Source organism: Xanthomonas sp. NCPPB 1638 (assembly GCF_041475635.2).
In the GTDB taxonomy this organism is placed as follows: domain Bacteria; phylum Pseudomonadota; class Gammaproteobacteria; order Xanthomonadales; family Xanthomonadaceae; genus Xanthomonas; species Xanthomonas cucurbitae.
The window spans coordinates 350191-367645 of the sequence record NZ_CM192984.1; the positions used below are offsets into that span (position 1 = coordinate 350191).

Consider the following 17455-nt stretch of genomic DNA (forward strand, 5'->3'; position numbering starts at 1 on the left):
CAGCAGGGCCGCAGACACGTTGTCGTCGGTCGTATTCGGTTCGAGACCTCGCCACGGCCGGTGCGCGGGTCTTCGATTCACGCGCTGGCGGGTGGGTTCAGCGCTCTGAATCCCCACTCTCGTCGTGCCCGCGCGGGGTGAATAGATCCGGCTGGATCAGTTCGATGAAGGCATGCGCCTGCGGCGACAGGTACTTGCCTTTGCGCACCACCACGCCGTAGCTGCGGGTAGGGAAAAAATCCTTGAGCGATCGCGTGGCTAGCCGGTCGCGATCGGCATCGGTGACGCAGATGGCGGTGACGATGGAAATGCCCATGCCCATCGCCACGTACTGCTTGATGACCTCCCAACCGCCGACTTCCAGCGCCACGGTGTACGGCACGCGCGCCTGCTGGAAGATCAGGTCGACCAGGCGGTAGGTCACCTGCCGGCGTGGCGGCAGGATCAGCGGATAGGGCGAGAGGTCGTGCAGGCTGACGGTGGGCTTGCGCGCCAGCGGGTGGTCGTGTGGGGTAATCAGCAGTTGTTCGAACCGGTAGACCGGCGCATAGGAGAGGTCGGCCGGCACGTCCAGCATCGAGCCCACTGCCAGATCCACCGCATTCTCGCGCAACAGATCGGTGCCGTCGGCGCTGATGGCGTTGTGCAGGGTCAACCGCACGTCCGGGTGGCGCGCGCGGAAGTGTTCCACGATGCGCGGCAGCAGGTACAAGATGGTGGAACTATTGGCGGCGATGGTGAGTTCGCCGGCATCCAGGCCGCGCACTTTTTCGCGAAAGCTGGCGTCCAGCCCGTCCAGGCTTTCCACCAGCGGCAAGGCCATGTCGTACAGCAGCTGGCCCTCGCGACTGGGCGCCAGCCGCCGTCCCGAGCGCTCGAACAGTGCCACCCCCAGGTCGCGCTCCAGCGCCTGTAACTGCTGCGTCACTGCGGGTTGGCTGACATAGAGCGCCTCAGCGGCCCTTGAGACGGACCCTAACCGCACCGTCTGGCAGAACGCGCGCAGCGGTTTGAGACGATCGGATTTGTAGGAAAAACGAGGGGTTGGCGCCATGGCACTGAGCTAGCGGGATTAGATATAAGTCCAGCTTATTTACAGCATTGATAAAACTGTTTTGTCAAATAATGATTGCCGGCGCACGGTGCAGGTCCGGACGCACAAGGATCTCCCACATGTCTGCCACCGCTTTTGCCTCACGCCCCACCGACCGCGCCACGCCCGGCCTGTCGTTGACCACCCAGGTTGCAGGGCAGGCCGAGCTGCTGCCGCCGGCCGCGCTGGCCTTGCTGGTGTCATTGCACCGCGCCATCGAACCGGGCCGGCAGCAGCGCCTGGCACAGCGGCGTGTGCGCCAGGCCGCCTTCGATGCCGGCCAGCTGCCGGACTTCCGCGAGGACACCCGCGCCATCCGTGCCGGCGACTGGCGCGTGGCTTCATTGCCGGCGGCGTTGCAGGACCGCCGTGTGGAGATCACTGGCCCCACCGATCCGAAGATGGTCATCAACGCGCTAAATTCCGGCGCCAAGGTGTTCATGGCCGATTTGGAGGATTCCACCGCGCCCACCTGGCGCAACCTGCTGGCCGGCCAGCGCACCCTGGCCGCCGCCGTGCGCGGCGACCTGCGCTTCGACGCCCCCAACGGCAAGCAGTATGCGTTGCGCCCGGAAGCCGAGCGCGCCGTGTTGATCGTGCGCCCGCGCGGCTGGCACCTGGATGAAAAGCACGTCCAGATTGACGGCCAGCCGCTTGCCGGCGGCCTGTTCGACGCGGCGCTGTTCGCCTTCCACAACGCCCGCACGCTGCTGGCCAAGGACCGCGGCCCCTACCTGTACCTGCCCAAGCTACAGAGCATGGAAGAAGCTGCGCTGTGGGACACCGCGCTGTCGCATATCGAAGCGATGCTGGGCCTGCCGCATGGCCAGATCAAGGTGACCGTACTGATCGAAACGCTGCCGGCGGTGTTCGAGATGGACGAGATTTTGCACGCGCTGCGCGAGCGCATCGTGGGGCTCAATTGCGGACGCTGGGACTATATTTTCTCGTATCTGAAGACCTTCCGCGCGCACCGCGACCGCGTGCTGCCCGAGCGCGGCCAGGTCACCATGACCCAGCCGTTCCTGAAAGCGTATTCGGAACTGCTGATTAAGACCTGCCACCGCCGCGGTGCGCATGCGATGGGCGGCATGGCCGCGCAGATCCCGATCAACCACGATGAAGTCGCCAACGAGCAGGCGATGGCCCGCGTGCGTGCCGACAAGCTGCGCGAAGTCAGCGCCGGCCACGACGGCACCTGGGTGGCGCATCCGGCCCTGATTCCGGTGGCGATGAAGCTGTTCGACGAACACATGCCCACCGCGCACCAGCAACACGTGCTGCGCAACGATGTGCAGGTAACGCGCGACATGCTGATCGCCCCGTCTCCCGGCACCATCACGCGCGCCGGTTTCGAGGGCAATGTCGAAGTCTGCGTGCGGTATCTGGCCGCGTGGCTGGATGGCAACGGCTGCGTGCCGATCCACAACCTCATGGAAGACGCCGCCACCGCCGAAATCAGCCGCGCGCAGCTGTGGCAGTGGCTGCATCACGGCCAGCACCTGGACGATGGCACCACCATCGATCAGCCGCTGTTGCAGGCCAGCCTGCGCGCGCTGCCGGCCCGGCTGGGAACTGCCAGCGCGCTGCCCGGTGCCGCGCACATCGATGAGGCGATCGCACTGCTGGAAGAACTCAGCCGCGCCGACGAGCTGGCCGATTTCCTCACCATTCCGGCCTACCGCCTGATCGACTGATCGTTTCGCTGCAGCAACCTTGGCGCTGCAGCGCTCGCCGCAACGCTCCACACCGCCCGTTGCGCGTGCCTGCGCAACGGAGGGCCGCGCCATGCCGCGTGCATCGCGTGCGCGCCGTTCCTTCCTCGTTCCATCCGTCGTCCCTCTCCAGGAGAACGCAAGATGAGCACTGCACTGCAAAGCGCCGACCACCTGCAGCAAGACTGGGCCAGCAACCCACGCTGGGCCGGCATCACCCGCAACTACACCGCCGCCGACGTGGTGCGCCTGCGCGGCACCGTGTATGTGGAGCATTCACTGGCGCGGCTGGGCGCCAACAAGCTGTGGACCGCGTTGCATGCCACGCCATTTGTCAACGCGCTGGGTGCGCTGACCGGCAACCAGGCCATGCAGCAGGTCAAGGCCGGCCTGAAGGCGATCTACCTGTCCGGCTGGCAGGTGGCCGCCGATGCCAACCTGGCCGGGCAGATGTACCCGGACCAATCGCTATACCCGGCCGACTCGGTGCCGGCGGTGGTCAAGCGCATCAACAACACCTTGCTGCGTGCCGATCAGCTGCACCATGCCGAGGGCAACGACACCATCGACTTCCTGCAGCCCATCGTGGCCGACGCCGAAGCCGGCTTCGGCGGCGTGCTCAACGCCTTCGAACTGATGAAGGCGATGATCGAAGCCGGTGCGGCCGGCGTGCACTTCGAAGACCAGTTGGCCTCGGTCAAGAAATGCGGGCACATGGGCGGCAAGGTGCTGGTGCCCACCCGCGAGGCGATCGAGAAGTTGAACGCCGCGCGCCTGGCCGCCGACGTGCTGGGCGTACCGACCGTGCTGATCGCGCGCACCGATGCCGAAGCGGCCGACCTCATCACCAGCGACGTGGATGCCAACGACCGCCCGTTCACCACCGGCGAGCGCACGGTTGAAGGCTTCTTCAAGACCCGCAACGGTCTGGACCAGGCCATCAGTCGCGGCTTGGCGTATGCGACCTACGCGGACCTGATCTGGTGCGAAACCGGCAAGCCGGACCTGGAATTCGCGCGCGCCTTCGCGCAGGCCATCCACGCCAAGTTTCCGGGCAAGTTGCTGGCCTACAACTGCTCGCCCAGCTTCAACTGGAAGAAGAACCTGGACGACGCCACCATCGCCAAGTTCCAGACCGAGCTGGCCAGCTACGGTTACAAGTTCCAATTCATCACCCTGGCCGGCTTCCATGCGCTGAACCACAGCATGTTCCAGTTGGCGCATGGCTACGCGCGCCGCCAGATGAGTGCATTCGTCGAACTGCAACAGGCCGAATTCGAAGCGGCGGAAATGGGCTTCACTGCGGTCAAGCACCAGCGCGAAGTCGGCACCGGTTACTTCGATGCGGTGACGCAAGCCATTCAACAGGGACAGTCATCTACCACCGCACTGCGCGGCTCTACCGAAGAAGAGCAGTTCCACGGCGACAAGGCGGCCTAGCCCAAGGCGTAGGAGCGCATCCCGTCGTTGCGTTGCGTCTGTCGGCTGCCACCGGCCGCTGCTGGAGCAGGTGCGATCAGGACGCTTGCGATGCCAGATGGAAGCATCGGGCATCGCAGCTGCATTCTGCAATGGCCTGGCACCAGCGCTGGGTTTGCTTCGCCGACGATGTTGGCAATACCGCGCGCTTGGCAACACCGCGCATGTGTTCGTGCAGCGGTGCGCCACTGGACACGAATAATTCGCGTTGTCGCAAATGCACTGCGCTGTCCACGCAATTGCCTAATACCACGTCCCGCCTTGAGACCCGACAGTTCGTCTCTATTACTGCTGAGAAGATCCGTGATCTGGTACTGAACAGACGGCTACGGTAGGATTTGCCCATGGGCCAGCGTTGCAGGTTGGCCTGGGGATACCGGATGACATGCCATGACACCGCTGGCGCAGTCGAGCCAACGGGAAGCGTTGCCAAAACGCATCCCGACGGGCTGCATGCGTCCATGACTGCTGGAGAACTGGCGTTCTTCGCGCGCTTTGGCCGGGCGCGCGAGGTTGCCGCAGGTCAGGTGTTGTTCGAGCGCGGCGTAGTGGGCACGCAGATGTTCATCGTCATCAGCGGTCAGATCGATCTGGATTTCGGCGAAGACCTGATGCTCAAGCATCTGGGGCCCGGCGAATTCTTCGGCGAGCTGGGTCTGCTGATAGGCGATCATGCGCGCAGCGCCGGTGCCAGCGCTTCGATCGACAGCCGCCTGATCGAGTTGACCCATGACGATTTCCAACGCCTGGTCGACCAGGATCCGTCGATGGTGGCGCATTTTCTGCGCCGCTCCATCGTGCGCGTGGTCAACAACGAGCAATTGCTGATTCGCCAGCTACGTCGCCGCAATCACGACCTGGAGGCGGCGCTGGACAACCTGTATGTCACCTCGCACCAGCTCAACCACAGCGAAGAGCTCAGCCGCACCGATGAGCTGACCGGCCTGCACAACCGGCGTGGCCTAGCGCTGCATCTGCAGGAGTGTCGGCGCTCGGGCGTGGTGCCCGGCGTGGGGCTGATCCTGATCGACTGCGACCGTTTCAAGCGCATCAACGACCAGTTCGGCCATCTGGCCGGCGACCGGGCGTTGCAGAACGTGGCGCATGCATTGCGGTCGGTCATCGCCGACGGCGATCTTGCCTGCCGGCTGGGTGGCGACGAATTCTGTGTGCTGGTGGCGCAAGGCGCGCCGGAGCTGGTGCAGCACATCGGCGAGTGCATCGTGCGGGCAGTGGAAGCGCGCCTGTGCAATGGCCTGGGCGAGCAGGGCTGCTCGGTCAGCGTCGGGCTGTGCATGATCGATACGGATGCGGCCTGGAACGATTGGTACACGCTGGCCGACAGCGCCTTGTACGAGGCCAAGCGGCAGGGCGGCAACATGTTGTCCATGCGCGATGCGCCGGTGCCGGGTAGCGCAGCGGCATCGGGTCATCGCTGAGCGATGGGCCGCCGCACCCACGCACGCAAGGATGCGTCGTCGGAAGCGATCCAGGCGCCACGCCTACGCACCTTGTTGCTGACCGATCTGTGCGATTCGACCGCGTTGGTCGAACGCATTGGCGACAACGCTGCCGCCACCTTGTTCCGTGAACACGACCGGTTGGTGCTCAAGCTGCAGCAGCAGTGGCGTGGTCGCCTGATCGATCGTTCCGATGGGTTGTTGCTGTTGTTCGATCGCCCGATCGATGGCCTGGGCTTTGCGCTGGATTACGCCCATGGTCTCAATGTGATGGGTCAGGCGCATGCGCAGCTACTACGTGCGCGACAGGGGTTGCATGTAGGCGAGGTGCTGACCTGGCGCAATAGCCACGAAGCGGTGAGCATCGGCGCCAAGCCGCTGGAGGTGGAGGGCCTGGCCAAACCCACCGCTGCGCGCCTGATGTCGATGGCGCGGCCGGGGCAGATCCTGATTTCGGCCGTCGCCGAATCGCTCACGCATCGCGCCGCACGCGAACTGGGCGCGCGCGCCGGACGCATTGCGTGGAAGTCCCACGGCCGCTGGCGATTCAAGGGCGTGCCCACGGCGATGGAGATCCACGAAGTCGGTGAAGTCGGCCTGACCCCGCTACGCACGCCCAGGAACTCCCCCAAGGCCTGGCGCGACGTCCCGCTGTGGCGGCGGCCTGCCACGCTGGTGGCGGAGCTGGGCGTGCTACTTGGCATTGGTGTTGCAGTCTGGCTGGTTGCGCGCCCGCAGCCGGCGATCGCGTTTGCAGAGCGCGACTGGGTGGTGGTCGGGACGGTGCGTAACCTGACCGACGACGTGATGCTGGAAGGCTCGCTCGACCAGGCCTTTCGAATCAGTCTGGAGCAATCGCGATACGTCAACGTGCTTGGTGAAGACAGGGCGTCGAAGCTGTTGACGCTGATGCGCAAGAATCCCGCCAAGGATCCACTGGATCGCCGCAATGCCTCCGATGTCGCATTGCGCACGGGTGCACGCGCGGTCCTGCTTCCTTCCGTGGGATACGTTGGTGGCCGCACGCGTTTCGTTGTGGAGGTCGTCGATCCCAAGACCCAGCAGACCGTAGCGGTCAGTACCGCATTCGGCTCCAGTCGCTCCATTCTTGCTGCTGTCGATAGCGTGACCGCTGATTTGAGACTTCAGCTCGGCGAGAACCGCCACAGTATTCGTCACAACAGTGCGCCGCTGCCGGAGGTCACCACATCCAGTCTCGATGCGCTGCGTGCGTATGCGCTTGGACAGCAGCGCTATGCGGAAGGCAAGTATGTCGCTGCCCTGGATTTCTTCCAGAAGGCCGTGGAGATCGACCCGCATTTTGCACTGGCATGGCTTGGGCAAGTGAGGGCCCACTTCGCAAGCATCGATTACAAGCATGCCATCAAGGCCTTGAAGGTTGCCACGCAGTTCAAGTCGCGGCTGCCTCCGCGCGAGGCCCTGTATGTCAAGAGCTGGAATGTGCAGCTCCTGGATCCGGCGGCAGCGGCCAGCTCCTGGATGCAGATGGCCGAACTGTATCCGGACTACGGTCCTGCCCAGGCGAATGCAGCGATGGATCTGTTCGTGGCCAACCGCTTCACCGAGGCGCTGCCGTATGCGCGTGCATCGGTGCAGGAGAAGTACGACCTGTCCAGCATATCGCTGGATATGTACGGGCGCATCCTGCTCGCGCTCGGTCGCTACGAACAGGCCGATCTGGTGGTGAAGAAAGCCGTTGGCCTGGGGTGGAACGGTGCGTTGCTGCGTCAAGCGGCCATCGCGGCTGCGCAGCGTGACTATCCCGAGGCACGCGCTGCGCTTGCACAGGTCGACAAGGCCAACTTTCATGCCGATATCACCCGGACCACGCTCGCTCTGGACGAGGGGAATCCGCAGGCGGCAATTGCCTATGCGCAAGCCGGATTGGAGGCCGGACGCATCCGGCGAGGTACCGACCGCATCAACTACTACGTTCCGTTGGCGACCGCGCTGCTGGCGTCCGGACAGCACGCCAGGGCCGTGGAAATCGCGAAGAAAGGCGCCGATCTGGCGCTGCAGGACCTGAGCATGGACGTGCCGGTGGACACCATCGACAACCTCTCCACCGCCCTGGCGGCCGCGCTGGTCATGGCGCGCGCAGGGGATCCAGCGGGTGCGGCGAAGATCCGCGACCGCGTCAAGGCATCGCGGTTGGTCTTTGCCAACCGCCTGGTCGTTGAGTTGGGCGCCGTTGTCGATGCGGAAATCCTGCTGGTCCAGAAGCGGCCAGAGGACGCATTGCGCGTGCTGACGCCTTATCTGGATTCGGTCTCCCGATTCCAGACGCGCGCCACTGCCATGCGTGCTGCACGGCTGGCGCAACGCGCTGCAGATGCACGAACCCAGCACGACTGGATCCGCCGGCGTCGGGGATTGGCTTACGCGGAGATCGAATGCGGATACTGCCTGCAGCCGCTCAACCTGCTGGATCTGAAAGCCGCCGAGGAATCCTGGGTGACAGACGCGCAGGGGTGAAGCTGTGGCATTGCGGCAGGTCTATCGTGTCCGCGTGGCCAGTCGTCTACTTGAGCGTTCTGTCGCCGCGATAACCGGCATCCAGTTGCGGGACGATGTGGGAGGTTCCCGAAGTCAGCATCGCGTTGATCTGCTCGCGCGCACTTGCAATGACCTCCTTGTCCGCCAGCTGGATCTTGGCCACGCAGTTGCATACGAATGCTTCCAGGTCGTCGCCCGGCGCGGCGACATGTCCAACCTCGGTGAGTGCCTGCACGGTGTCCGAAACGAACAATGCGCGAAAGGCATCGTCGGTGGACAAACGGTCGATCAGATTGCTTGCAACGGCAGGATCAAGCTTCAGCGTGGGCATCGTTGGCGCTATCGGTGGGGTCGAGCATCACATAACGGCCACGCGCGGGTCGGCTTGAGCGCCCTTCTGCAAGTACCTCAAGTTCGATTGCGTGGTGACGTTATCCCTGGGGCAGAAAGGTCTGCGCAAGCTGCATATGAAGCCGTTGGAGAAGCTGATGCGAGTCAGGCGTTGTGCGATTGTCGTGCTGGAACCACGCGAAACCGTTTCCTATACCCTGGAGAGCCTGCTGCAAGGAGGCAATGGGCTGGACCATGTGATGCAGTGGTTCGCGCTGGCGGCGCATCTGGATGAGCCGGTAGCAGTATCGGAACCTCAGCAGAAGATGTTGGGTGAGCTCAGTCCGACGCACTGGGCAGACCGATCGCCGTATGACGGTGACACGCTCGATAGCCTGGTCGCCGAGGGTCTGGTGTTGGAGGAACACGCACCAGAGTGCGGATTTGCGCAAGCCGACGCATGCCTGCGGACTGCGCACTGGCATCCGCTGGCTGCATTGCTGCATGCATTCACGCGCTGGGACGATGTGGACGCGGTCAAGAATACCCGGGATTCCGGCACCGAGACCGCATTGGCAATGCGGCGTGTGCTGGGGCCCGCACCAGCGGCGGTTGGGGCGATCGATGACCAGCAGGCATGCATCGGGTTGCCGCCGGTGGCCTCGGGTGATTTTGATGATTTGCTGGGGCGACGTGTCACCTGTCGTAACTTCGATCAACACCGGCCAGTGCCGCTGCACACCTTCTCGCACCTGGTGCAGCGGGTGTTCGCGGCGCGCGCGCAGGTGAAGGTGGGTGATGATCTGGTCTTCCTGAAAAAGAGCGTTCCCTCCGGTGGCGGATTGCATCCCATCGAGGCATACATCTTGGTCAGGCACGTGGATGGGCTGGAACCAGGCGTGTATCACTATCGTGCCGATGCGCACGCCGTGGAGCGCATTCCAGGCCTGGAGTGCTCCGACGCGTTTGTCATGCAGGCTGTCGGGCAGCAGCACTGGTTTGCAGAGGCGCACGCACTGGTGGTCCTGGTGGCGCGTTTTGACCGCACGTTCTGGAAATACCGGCAACACGCCAAGGCGTACCGTGTGGTGGCATTGGAAGCCGGCCATCTCTCGCAGACACTTTATCTTGCGGCGACCGACCTTGGCCTGGGGGCATTCATCACGGCTGCAGTGAACGAAAAGCATCTTGAACGGGCGCTTGGACTGGACCCGGTCTCGCAAGGTGTTCTGGCTGTCTGCGGCTTCGGCTGGCGCGCCGCAACGATGGTCACCGCAGAGCTGGATCCTGCGGGTGCAATCTGGACCGAGGCGTCGTGACGCATCGCACGCGGTGTGCGTCGTCGTGCAACGAGAGCCGGCCACCCGGGCCGGCTCCCGCTGTGCCCCGGATGACCGGGGATTGCGTGGTTGCTACTGCCGGATCGTCTGGGTATGCGCCTTCAAGGCATCGCCCAGCCCGGTGATCTTGTCGGCACCCTCCGGCACGGTGATGCTGGAGCCTTGCAGATCCGTGCCGATCGGCTGCACGCGGCCGCCCAGGCACTGGCCAAGGAAGGCTTCGGTCACTGCATTGAAGGCCTTGCTGTTTTCCGGGCGGCGAAAGCCGTGGCCTTCGTCGGGGAACAGCACATAGGTCACCGGGATGTTCTTGGCTTTCATTGCATTGACGATCTGGTCGCTCTCGGCCTGCTTGACGCGTGGGTCGTTGGCACCCTGGCCGATCAACAGCGGCTTGCTGATCTTGTCGACATGCGAAAGCGGCGAGCGTTCGGTCAACCACTGCTTGCCGGCTTCGGTGGCCGGGTCGGCCATGCGCTTGATTAGCCGTTGGTACATGCTCGCCCAATAAGGAGGGATGGTGCCGAGTAAGGTGTTGAGATTGACCGGGCCGACCAAGTCAACGCCGCATTTGAAAGTGTCGGGCGTGAAGGTCAAGCCGACCAAGGTGGCGTAACCGCCGTAGCTACCGCCCATGATGGCGACCTTGTCGGGCGTGGTGACACCTTGCTTGACCGCCCATTGAACGGCATCGAGCAGGTCATCGTGCATCTTGCCCGCCCACTCCCCGTCACCGGCATTGAGGAACGCTTTGCCCAGCCCCGACGAACCGCGAAAATTCACCGCCAACACGGCATACCCGCGGTTGGCCAGCCATTGGTGATATGCATTGTAACCGTACGTATCGCGCCCCCATGGGCCGCCATGTACGAATACCACCAGTGGTGCCGGCTTATCGGCGTGACCGTCATGGTTTGTATCGACCGTGGTCGGCAGGGTGAGGTAACTGACGAGCGTGAGGCCGTCGCGCGATGCGATTTCCTGCGGCCACATCGGTGCGAGCGGCTTAGCTTCTATCGCTGGGCGTGCTGAAAACAATTTCGTTAATTGGGTCTTCGCGGATCACTGTGGGTGCAATCGAGCATTTTCGGGTAGCGCGGGCAGGAAGCTGGCGATGATCTTGAGCCTCAGGAACTCCTCGTCGCGATAGCCGTAGGCGCTGCGCTGGATGACCCGGATCTTGTTGTTGAGCCCTTCCACCAGGCCGAGGCTGACCTTGTTCTCCGGCCTGCAGTACGCCGCGATGCCGTCCCAGTGCCGCTCGATCATCCCCACGAACGTCTGGTAGGGCACAAGCCGCTGCCAGCGCAGACTCTGCTTCCAGCGCTCGAAGAACTCCCGTGCACCTCGCTCGGTGCGGTAGCTCCACAGCTGCCCGAAGGACTCTTTCAGCAGGTACGCCGTGTTCAGACGTTTGTTGGCCGCCAGCAACTTGGCGAGCGCCTTTCGACCGTCCAGGGTAAGGTTTTCGCGATTGCTCAGCAGGGTGTAACGCTGGCCCTTGATGTAACTGCGATCCTGGCCTTGAAGGCGCTTGTACTCGTCGCGCCGCACCTGATCGAGCGCGTCGGACAGGTGGCGCATGATGTGGAATTTGTCGAACACGATGCTGGCGTTGGGCGCGTTCTTGCCCACCGAGTTGCGAAACGGCCGCCACATGTCCATCACCGCCACGTCGATGCCGGCGCTACGTTTTGGGCCCAATTCGGCGAAGAACTGGTCGATGTCCGCCTCGGTGCGCCCACTGCCGCCGAACCAGATCGGTCGGCCGCGCTCCAGATCGCTGACCACAACGCGGTAGTCATGGCCCTTGTGGATCGCGATCTCGTCGATGCCGATGGCGCGCGGCGCCGGCGTCCCCGCCCGGCGCACCTGCTCGGCCATGTACAGCTTGGACAGCTCCTTGACCGTGCTGTCGTGCAGGCGCTCCAGCTCAGCCACGGCCTTGTGCGTCATGCTCCGGCACAGATTGCCCACATGCAGGGCGAATCGCTCGGTGTAGCGCGGATTCTTGGCCAGCCAGTCCAGCCGCTCTACGTGCACGCCGCCGCACCCCGGGCAATCGACCCGCCAGCGCTCAAACTCCACGAACAGCATCCAGCCGGCCGCCCGCAAGTCGCGGGCGCGGCACAGGCGCTTGTCGTAGCGGCTGCGACACCGATGGCCACAGTTGGAACACACGGCCGTTTTTTTCGGCGCCGCAAGGTCACGATCCGCGCCTTCGGGGCGCCGAACACGCCCTTGAGCGTGGACTCCGCCGCGAAGCCAGGGAAGGAAAACAACTCACTCAGCCGACGGCCCGTTTTCATGCAGAACACCGCGTCAAGAAGTCAGCACAGGATGTACCACCTTCTGGGACGGTGGAAAGGGCCTGTTTCCAAGGCTCAACGCAGATTCAGGGGCCTCAAGGCACCCACACGAATCCGCGATGAGCCCGTTAATTTACCGCCATCGGCGCGCGCGTAGCGGTAATAGGTCAGCGGTGTTTCTGCGGCGGAATATGACACGATCCAGATGCTATCATCCCGCGTGCGTGCGGTAATGGTTATATCGCCACTACCAAGTGTCTTGAGGGCCTGCAGGTCCTTGGCGATGCCTGAGTCCAGCGGCTTCCATTCTTCGCGCAGATAGTTGGTCGACACCGCCTGCACCGCCCCGGTAGCGGGATCCGTCAAGGTGGTATCCACGTCGGCACGAGGGTTTTCGAACAGTAGTGTGCGCGTATCAGTTGTGGTGTTGATCGCGTACAGCGCTGACGTGTCGCGTTCACGCGAATCGAGCATGTAAAGCGTTTTTCCGTCGTCTGTGAGTCCTTCAAAGGACGTGTTTGAGACGTCTTCAAATGGAACCACATCCACACTTTTCCACCGCTGTTGATCGGGAATCAGGAGTTCCTTGCTCGCGTCTTTGGTGGTGCGCGTTGCATAGCGAAGCTGATAGTCAGCATCGAGCAGGTAAGACTCCAGGTTGTCGGTGTTCCGTCTAACCAGGGTACGCTTTCCTGATGCCAGATCCACACGATACAGATCGTGCCATTTCTGATCGCGGTCGTTCATGCCGACCATGATCGCCTCGGGATGCATGGCACTGGTTCGATACAATTCGGCTTTGGTCTTCTTGAACGGCGTGAGATCTCGGCTGACGCCATCTGCAAGATCGACCGCGAACAGATGGAAATCTTCATCTCCGCCGTTATCACGCAGATACAGCAAGGTGCCGGTGTGGTAACTCCAAAAATAGTCGCGGATGCCGCGCGCGGTGTCCTTGGTGATGGCGCGCGCCTGGTCCGGCGCATCCACCGGTGCCACCCAGACGTTGAGCACGCCATCCAGTGGCGCCACCCAGCTGAGGTACTTGCCGTCCGGGCTGATGCTCACGTTGGCGCGCTCGGGATTGCCGAACAGCGCCTCGCGGGTAATCAGCTCCGGTGGTGCCGCAGCGGCGGTGGCCGCCGGTGCGACGGAGGGATTCTTCTCCGCAGCGGGTACGGTCTTGTCGTTGCAGGCAGACAGTGCCAGCAGCATGCTGGACACAAGGAGCAGGCGTTGCATGAAGCCTCCGGTGGGAAGACGGCCAAGCCAGCCGTCGTCGCAACGCTAGAGGCAGTCGCCACCTTTGCGTACGTGCCGTTGGTCATCCCACCTGCCGTACTACGCAGAGGCGGACACGAATTCCACCAACGCGACGCCATCGGCCACCAGTTCGCCTTCGGCGACCAGGTAACGCTTGACCGTGCCGTCGCTGGGCGCGTGCAAGGTGTGCTCCATCTTCATCGCTTCCAGCACCACCAGCGCCTGTCCGCGGGTGACTGGCTGGTCGACCGCAGCCACCAGTGAGACGATGCGGCCGGGCATCGGTGCCGTCAGGCCGCCGGCATCATGCGCGGGTTGATCCGCCTCGGTGAGCACATCGTGGTGATGGAAGACCGCCCGTCGCGTGGCATCGATCAAGATCAGCGTGGCGCCGTCGTGCAGCGCCTGTACGCGCCACTGCCGGCCATCCAGTTCCACGCGCATGTGCTGGCCCTGCGCGTGGTAGCGCAGCGTGTGGGTGTGGCCTGCCTGCGTCACCTGCCAGTCGTTGCCGTGCCGGCGAACGCCAAGCTCGCGGCGCTCGCCGGCCGCTTCCAGGTGCACGCGCTGCGTTGCATGCGTGCCAATCCGCCAGCCATCGACGGCCTGCCAGGGCGAAAACGGATCGGCTGGATCGGCTGCGGGCGTGGGCAGCGCGGCGGCGATCAACACGGCGGCCAGACACCACCAGGCCTGCTCGGGGGTCACCGCAGCCGGGAACAGTGCCGCCTGCTCGCGTTCGATCAAGCCGGTATCCAGATCGGCGGATGCGAACGAGACGGTGTCCACGAGCCGCGCCAGGAAGGCGCCGTTGGTGGTGACACCGACCGCATGCACCTGCGCCAGCGCCGCGCGCATGCGTGCCAGCGCGGCGGGGCGATCCACATCCCAGACGATCAGCTTGGCAATCATCGGGTCGTAGTAGGGGCTGATGGTGTCGCCCTGCTCGACGCCGGCATCCAGGCGCACATGCGCATCGGTGGCCGGCAGCTGCAGCTGGCGCAAGGTGCCGGTGGAGGGCAGGAAGCCGCGGTCGGCATCTTCGGCATACAACCGTGCTTCCAGTGCATGTCCGTTGATCTGCAATTCGTGTTGGCGGCGTGGCAGCGGCTCGCCAGCGGCCACGCGCAGCTGCCACTCCACCAGGTCGGTGCCGGTAATCAGCTCGGTCACCGGGTGCTCCACCTGCAGGCGGGTGTTCATCTCCATGAAATAGAAATCGCCCTCCGGGCCGGCGATGAACTCCACCGTGCCGGCACCGACATAGCCCACCGCGCGCGCCGCATCCACCGCCGCCTTGCCCATGGCGGCGCGGCGTTCCTGCGTCATGCCGGGTGCGGGCGCTTCTTCCAACACCTTTTGATGCCGGCGCTGCACCGAGCAATCGCGTTCGAACAGATACACCACTTCGCCCCGCGTATCGCCAAACACCTGGATCTCGATGTGCCGCGGGCGCTCGACGTATTTTTCCACCAGCACCTGCGCATTGCCGAACGCCGATTGCGCTTCGCGCTGGCAGCTGGCCAACGCCGGCTCGAAGTCGGCGCTGGCATCCACCCGGCGCATGCCCTTGCCGCCGCCGCCGGCGCTGGCCTTGATGAGCACCGGATAGCCGATCGTATCGGCTTGGGCACGCAGGAAATCCGGCGCCTGGTCATCGCCGTGATAGCCGGGTGTCAACGGCACGCCGGCACGTTGCATCAATGCCTTGGCTGCGCTCTTGTCGCCCATCGCACGGATCGCCGTTGCCGGCGGGCCGATGAAGACGATGCCTGCCTGGGCGCAGGCCTCGGCAAAGCCGGCGTTTTCCGAAAGAAACCCGTAGCCGGGATGGATCGCCTGCGCACCGCTGGCGCGTGCGGCCTCCAGGATCGTCTCGCTGCGCAGATAACTCTGTTGCGCCGGCGCGGCGCCAATATGGATGGCCTCATCGGCCAGACGCACATGCCGCGCGTTGCGGTCGGCATCGGAGTACACCGCCACGGTGGCAATGCCCAGCCGGCGGCAGGTGGCAATGACCCGGCAGGCGATCTCACCGCGATTGGCGATCAGGATCCTGTCGAACGGCGGCTGGCGCGGGGTGGCGATGGAAGGCTGCTGGGTCATTGGTTCGGTCTCTGCACAGCGCCGGCGTGGCCGGTGGTCGTGCGATCGGATGGTGCGCTTGAAAGCGGGTGTTCATGCGTGATGGATACGGCGTTGTTGCCAGACGCATCCAGCGTGAGCGCATGTGTCGACACTGGTTCGGAACGGTTGCGCGGGTGCGGCATAGGCAAGTACACAGTGCAGATAGGCGTGCACGCCTGCATGCGCCGTGCCCGGCTGCGCACCGTCCTGCTCACATCCGGAACACGCCAAAGCGCGTGGGCTTGATCGGCGCATTCAACGCGGCCGAAAGGCCCAGCCCCAACACGCGGCGGGTATCGGCCGGGTCGATGATGCCGTCGTCCCACAGCCTTGCACTGGCGTAGTAAGGATGGCCCTGCTGTTCGAACTGTGCGCGGATCGGCGCCTTGAAGGCGTCTTCTTCCTCGCCCGACCACGCGCCGCCCTTGGCCTCGATGCCGTCGCGACGCACCGTGGCCAGCACGCTGGCGGCTTGTTCACCGCCCATCACGCCGATGCGTGCGTTCGGCCACATCCACAGGAAGTTGGGTGAGTACGCACGTCCGCACATGCCGTAGTTGCCCGCGCCGAACGAGCCGCCGATCACCACGGTGAACTTGGGCACCTCGGCACACGCCACCGCCATCACCAGCTTGGCGCCGTCCTTGGCGATGCCGCCATGTTCGTATTTGCGTCCCACCATGAAGCCGGTGATGTTCTGCAGGAATACCAGCGGAATCCCGCGCTGCGTGCACAGTTCGATGAAGTGCGCGCCCTTGAGCGCGGACTCGGAAAACAGGATGCCGTTGTTGGCGATGATGCCCACCGGGTAGCCGTGCAGATGCGCAAAGCCGGTGACCAGGGTGCTGCCGTAGCATGGCTTGAATTCGTCCAGACGCGAGTCGTCGACGATGCGGGCGATCACCTCGCGTACGTCGAAGGGTTTGCGCGTGTCGGCGGGGATCACTCCATACACTTCATCGGCCGCATGTCGCGGCGGTAGCGGTGCCTGCAGCGCCAGCGTGGCAGCGGGCTTGCGCCAGTTGAGCTGGGCGATGATGGTGCGCACACGTGCCAGCGCTTGCAGATCGTTGTCGGCGAAGTGGTCGGCCACCCCGGAGATACGCGTGTGCACGTCGGCGCCGCCCAGCTCCTCGGCGCTGACTTCCTCGCCGGTGGCGGCCTTGACCAGGGGCGGGCCGCCCAGAAAGATCGTGCCCTGCTCGCGCACGATTACCGTTTCATCGCTCATCGCCGGCACGTACGCACCGCCAGCGGTGCACGAACCCATCACGCAGGCGATCTGCGGGATGCCGTTGGCCGAGAGGTTGGCCTGGTTGTAGAAAATCCGCCCGAAATGATCGCGGTCGGGGAAGACTTCATCCTGCAGCGGCAGGAATGCGCCGCCGGAATCGACCAGGTAGATGCACGGCAACCGGTTTTGTTGCGCGATCTCCTGCGCACGCAGGTGTTTCTTCACCGTCATCGGGTAATAGGTGCCGCCCTTGACGGTGGCATCGTTGGCCACGATCACGCATTCCACGCCCGACACGCGGCCGATGCCCGCCACCACACCGGCGCAGGGCACCTGGTCGTCGTACATGCCGTGCGCGGCCAGCGGTGCGATTTCCAGCAAGGCGCTGCCCGGGTCCAGCAGCGCATCGATGCGTTCGCGCACCAGCAACTTGCCACGCGCGCTGTGCTTTGCGCGCGCGGCGTCGCTGCCGCCGAGTGCGGTCTGCGCCAGCGTACGGCGCAGGTCCTGCACCACCACGCGCATGGCCGTGGCATTGGCCTGGAAACTGTCGCTGCTCACCTGCAGCTGGCTGTTGATGACGCTCAT

At 64.2% G+C, this 17455-nt stretch carries 10 protein-coding genes and 2 pseudogenes; 5 read left to right on the top strand and 7 right to left on the bottom strand.

The window, feature by feature from the left end; genetic code table 11:
* Positions 1 to 97 precede the first annotated feature (97 nt).
* A complete protein-coding gene (locus ACCQ13_RS01375) occupies positions 98 to 1054 on the bottom strand; it encodes a LysR family transcriptional regulator (protein WP_159406494.1) in 957 nt (318 codons plus the stop codon).
* Between the two features lie 119 nt (positions 1055 to 1173).
* On the opposite strand from ACCQ13_RS01375, the gene aceB reads away from it, so the two are divergent.
* The 4 genes from aceB (at position 1174) to ACCQ13_RS01395 (ending at position 8243) form a co-directional block, all read left to right on the top strand.
* The gene (gene aceB / locus ACCQ13_RS01380; RefSeq protein ID WP_104602922.1) at positions 1174 to 2790 is read left to right on the top strand and encodes a malate synthase A; all 1617 of its coding nucleotides are present in this window, start codon (positions 1174 to 1176) and stop codon (positions 2788 to 2790) included.
* 162 nt (positions 2791 to 2952) lie between these two features.
* On the top strand, positions 2953 to 4248 hold the full coding sequence (aceA, locus tag ACCQ13_RS01385; protein WP_159406495.1) for an isocitrate lyase: 1296 nt from the start codon (positions 2953 to 2955) through the stop codon (positions 4246 to 4248).
* A gap of 419 nt (positions 4249 to 4667) precedes the next feature.
* Complete coding sequence (locus tag ACCQ13_RS01390) at positions 4668 to 5726, top strand: GGDEF domain-containing protein (RefSeq protein ID WP_104602924.1); 1059 nt, start codon at positions 4668 to 4670, stop codon at positions 5724 to 5726.
* Positions 5727 to 5729: 3 nt separating this feature from the next.
* Positions 5730 to 8243, top strand: a complete 2514-nt coding sequence (locus ACCQ13_RS01395) for a putative peptide modification system cyclase (RefSeq protein WP_104602925.1) — start codon at positions 5730 to 5732, stop codon at positions 8241 to 8243.
* A gap of 46 nt (positions 8244 to 8289) precedes the next feature.
* Here the strand turns inward: ACCQ13_RS01395 and ACCQ13_RS01400 are convergent, their stop codons facing one another.
* A complete protein-coding gene (locus ACCQ13_RS01400) occupies positions 8290 to 8595 on the bottom strand; it encodes an NHLP-related RiPP peptide (RefSeq protein WP_104602926.1) in 306 nt (101 codons plus the stop codon).
* Positions 8596 to 8752: 157 nt separating this feature from the next.
* Here ACCQ13_RS01400 and ACCQ13_RS01405 point away from each other — a divergent pair, with 157 nt between their 5' ends.
* Positions 8753 to 9913 carry a putative peptide maturation dehydrogenase gene (locus ACCQ13_RS01405; protein ID WP_104603000.1) on the top strand — a complete coding sequence of 387 codons (1161 nt, stop codon included), beginning with the start codon at positions 8753 to 8755 and terminating at the stop codon, positions 9911 to 9913.
* 93 nt (positions 9914 to 10006) lie between these two features.
* Here the strand turns inward: ACCQ13_RS01405 and ACCQ13_RS01410 are convergent.
* From ACCQ13_RS01410 to ACCQ13_RS01430, 5 genes and pseudogenes are all read right to left on the bottom strand, one after another.
* A pseudogene (locus ACCQ13_RS01410) lies at positions 10007 to 10984 on the bottom strand (alpha/beta hydrolase family protein); the annotation flags it as partial.
* Positions 10985 to 10996: 12 nt separating this feature from the next.
* Positions 10997 to 12115: an ISL3 family transposase gene (locus ACCQ13_RS01415; RefSeq protein WP_159406496.1), complete on the bottom strand. Its 1119-nt coding sequence runs from the start codon at positions 12113 to 12115 to the stop codon at positions 10997 to 10999.
* Positions 12116 to 12369: 254 nt separating this feature from the next.
* Positions 12370 to 13485: pseudogene (locus ACCQ13_RS01420) on the bottom strand (TolB family protein); the annotation flags it as partial.
* A gap of 99 nt (positions 13486 to 13584) precedes the next feature.
* The gene (locus ACCQ13_RS01425) at positions 13585 to 15612 is read right to left on the bottom strand and encodes an acetyl/propionyl/methylcrotonyl-CoA carboxylase subunit alpha (protein ID WP_159406497.1); all 2028 of its coding nucleotides are present in this window, start codon (positions 15610 to 15612) and stop codon (positions 13585 to 13587) included.
* Positions 15613 to 15844: 232 nt separating this feature from the next.
* The gene (locus ACCQ13_RS01430; RefSeq protein ID WP_159406498.1) at positions 15845 to 17455 is read right to left on the bottom strand and encodes a carboxyl transferase domain-containing protein; all 1611 of its coding nucleotides are present in this window, start codon (positions 17453 to 17455) and stop codon (positions 15845 to 15847) included.

What these genes read in the sequence shown, in the direction of transcription:
- ACCQ13_RS01375 (WP_159406494.1), bottom strand. Translation starts at nt 1,054, where the DNA reads ATGGCGCCAACCCCTCGTTTTTCCTACAAATCCGATCGTCTCAAACCG.
- aceB (WP_104602922.1), top strand. Translation starts at nt 1,174, where the DNA reads ATGTCTGCCACCGCTTTTGCCTCACGCCCCACCGACCGCGCCACGCCC.
- aceA (WP_159406495.1), top strand. Translation starts at nt 2,953, where the DNA reads ATGAGCACTGCACTGCAAAGCGCCGACCACCTGCAGCAAGACTGGGCC.
- ACCQ13_RS01390 (WP_104602924.1), top strand. Translation starts at nt 4,668, where the DNA reads ATGACATGCCATGACACCGCTGGCGCAGTCGAGCCAACGGGAAGCGTT.
- ACCQ13_RS01395 (WP_104602925.1), top strand. Translation starts at nt 5,730, where the DNA reads ATGGGCCGCCGCACCCACGCACGCAAGGATGCGTCGTCGGAAGCGATC.
- ACCQ13_RS01400 (WP_104602926.1), bottom strand. Translation starts at nt 8,595, where the DNA reads ATGCCCACGCTGAAGCTTGATCCTGCCGTTGCAAGCAATCTGATCGAC.
- ACCQ13_RS01405 (WP_104603000.1), top strand. Translation starts at nt 8,753, where the DNA reads ATGCGAGTCAGGCGTTGTGCGATTGTCGTGCTGGAACCACGCGAAACC.
- ACCQ13_RS01425 (WP_159406497.1), bottom strand. Translation starts at nt 15,612, where the DNA reads ATGACCCAGCAGCCTTCCATCGCCACCCCGCGCCAGCCGCCGTTCGAC.
- ACCQ13_RS01430 (WP_159406498.1), bottom strand. Translation starts at nt 17,455, where the DNA reads ATGAGCGTCATCAACAGCCAGCTGCAGGTGAGCAGCGACAGTTTCCAG.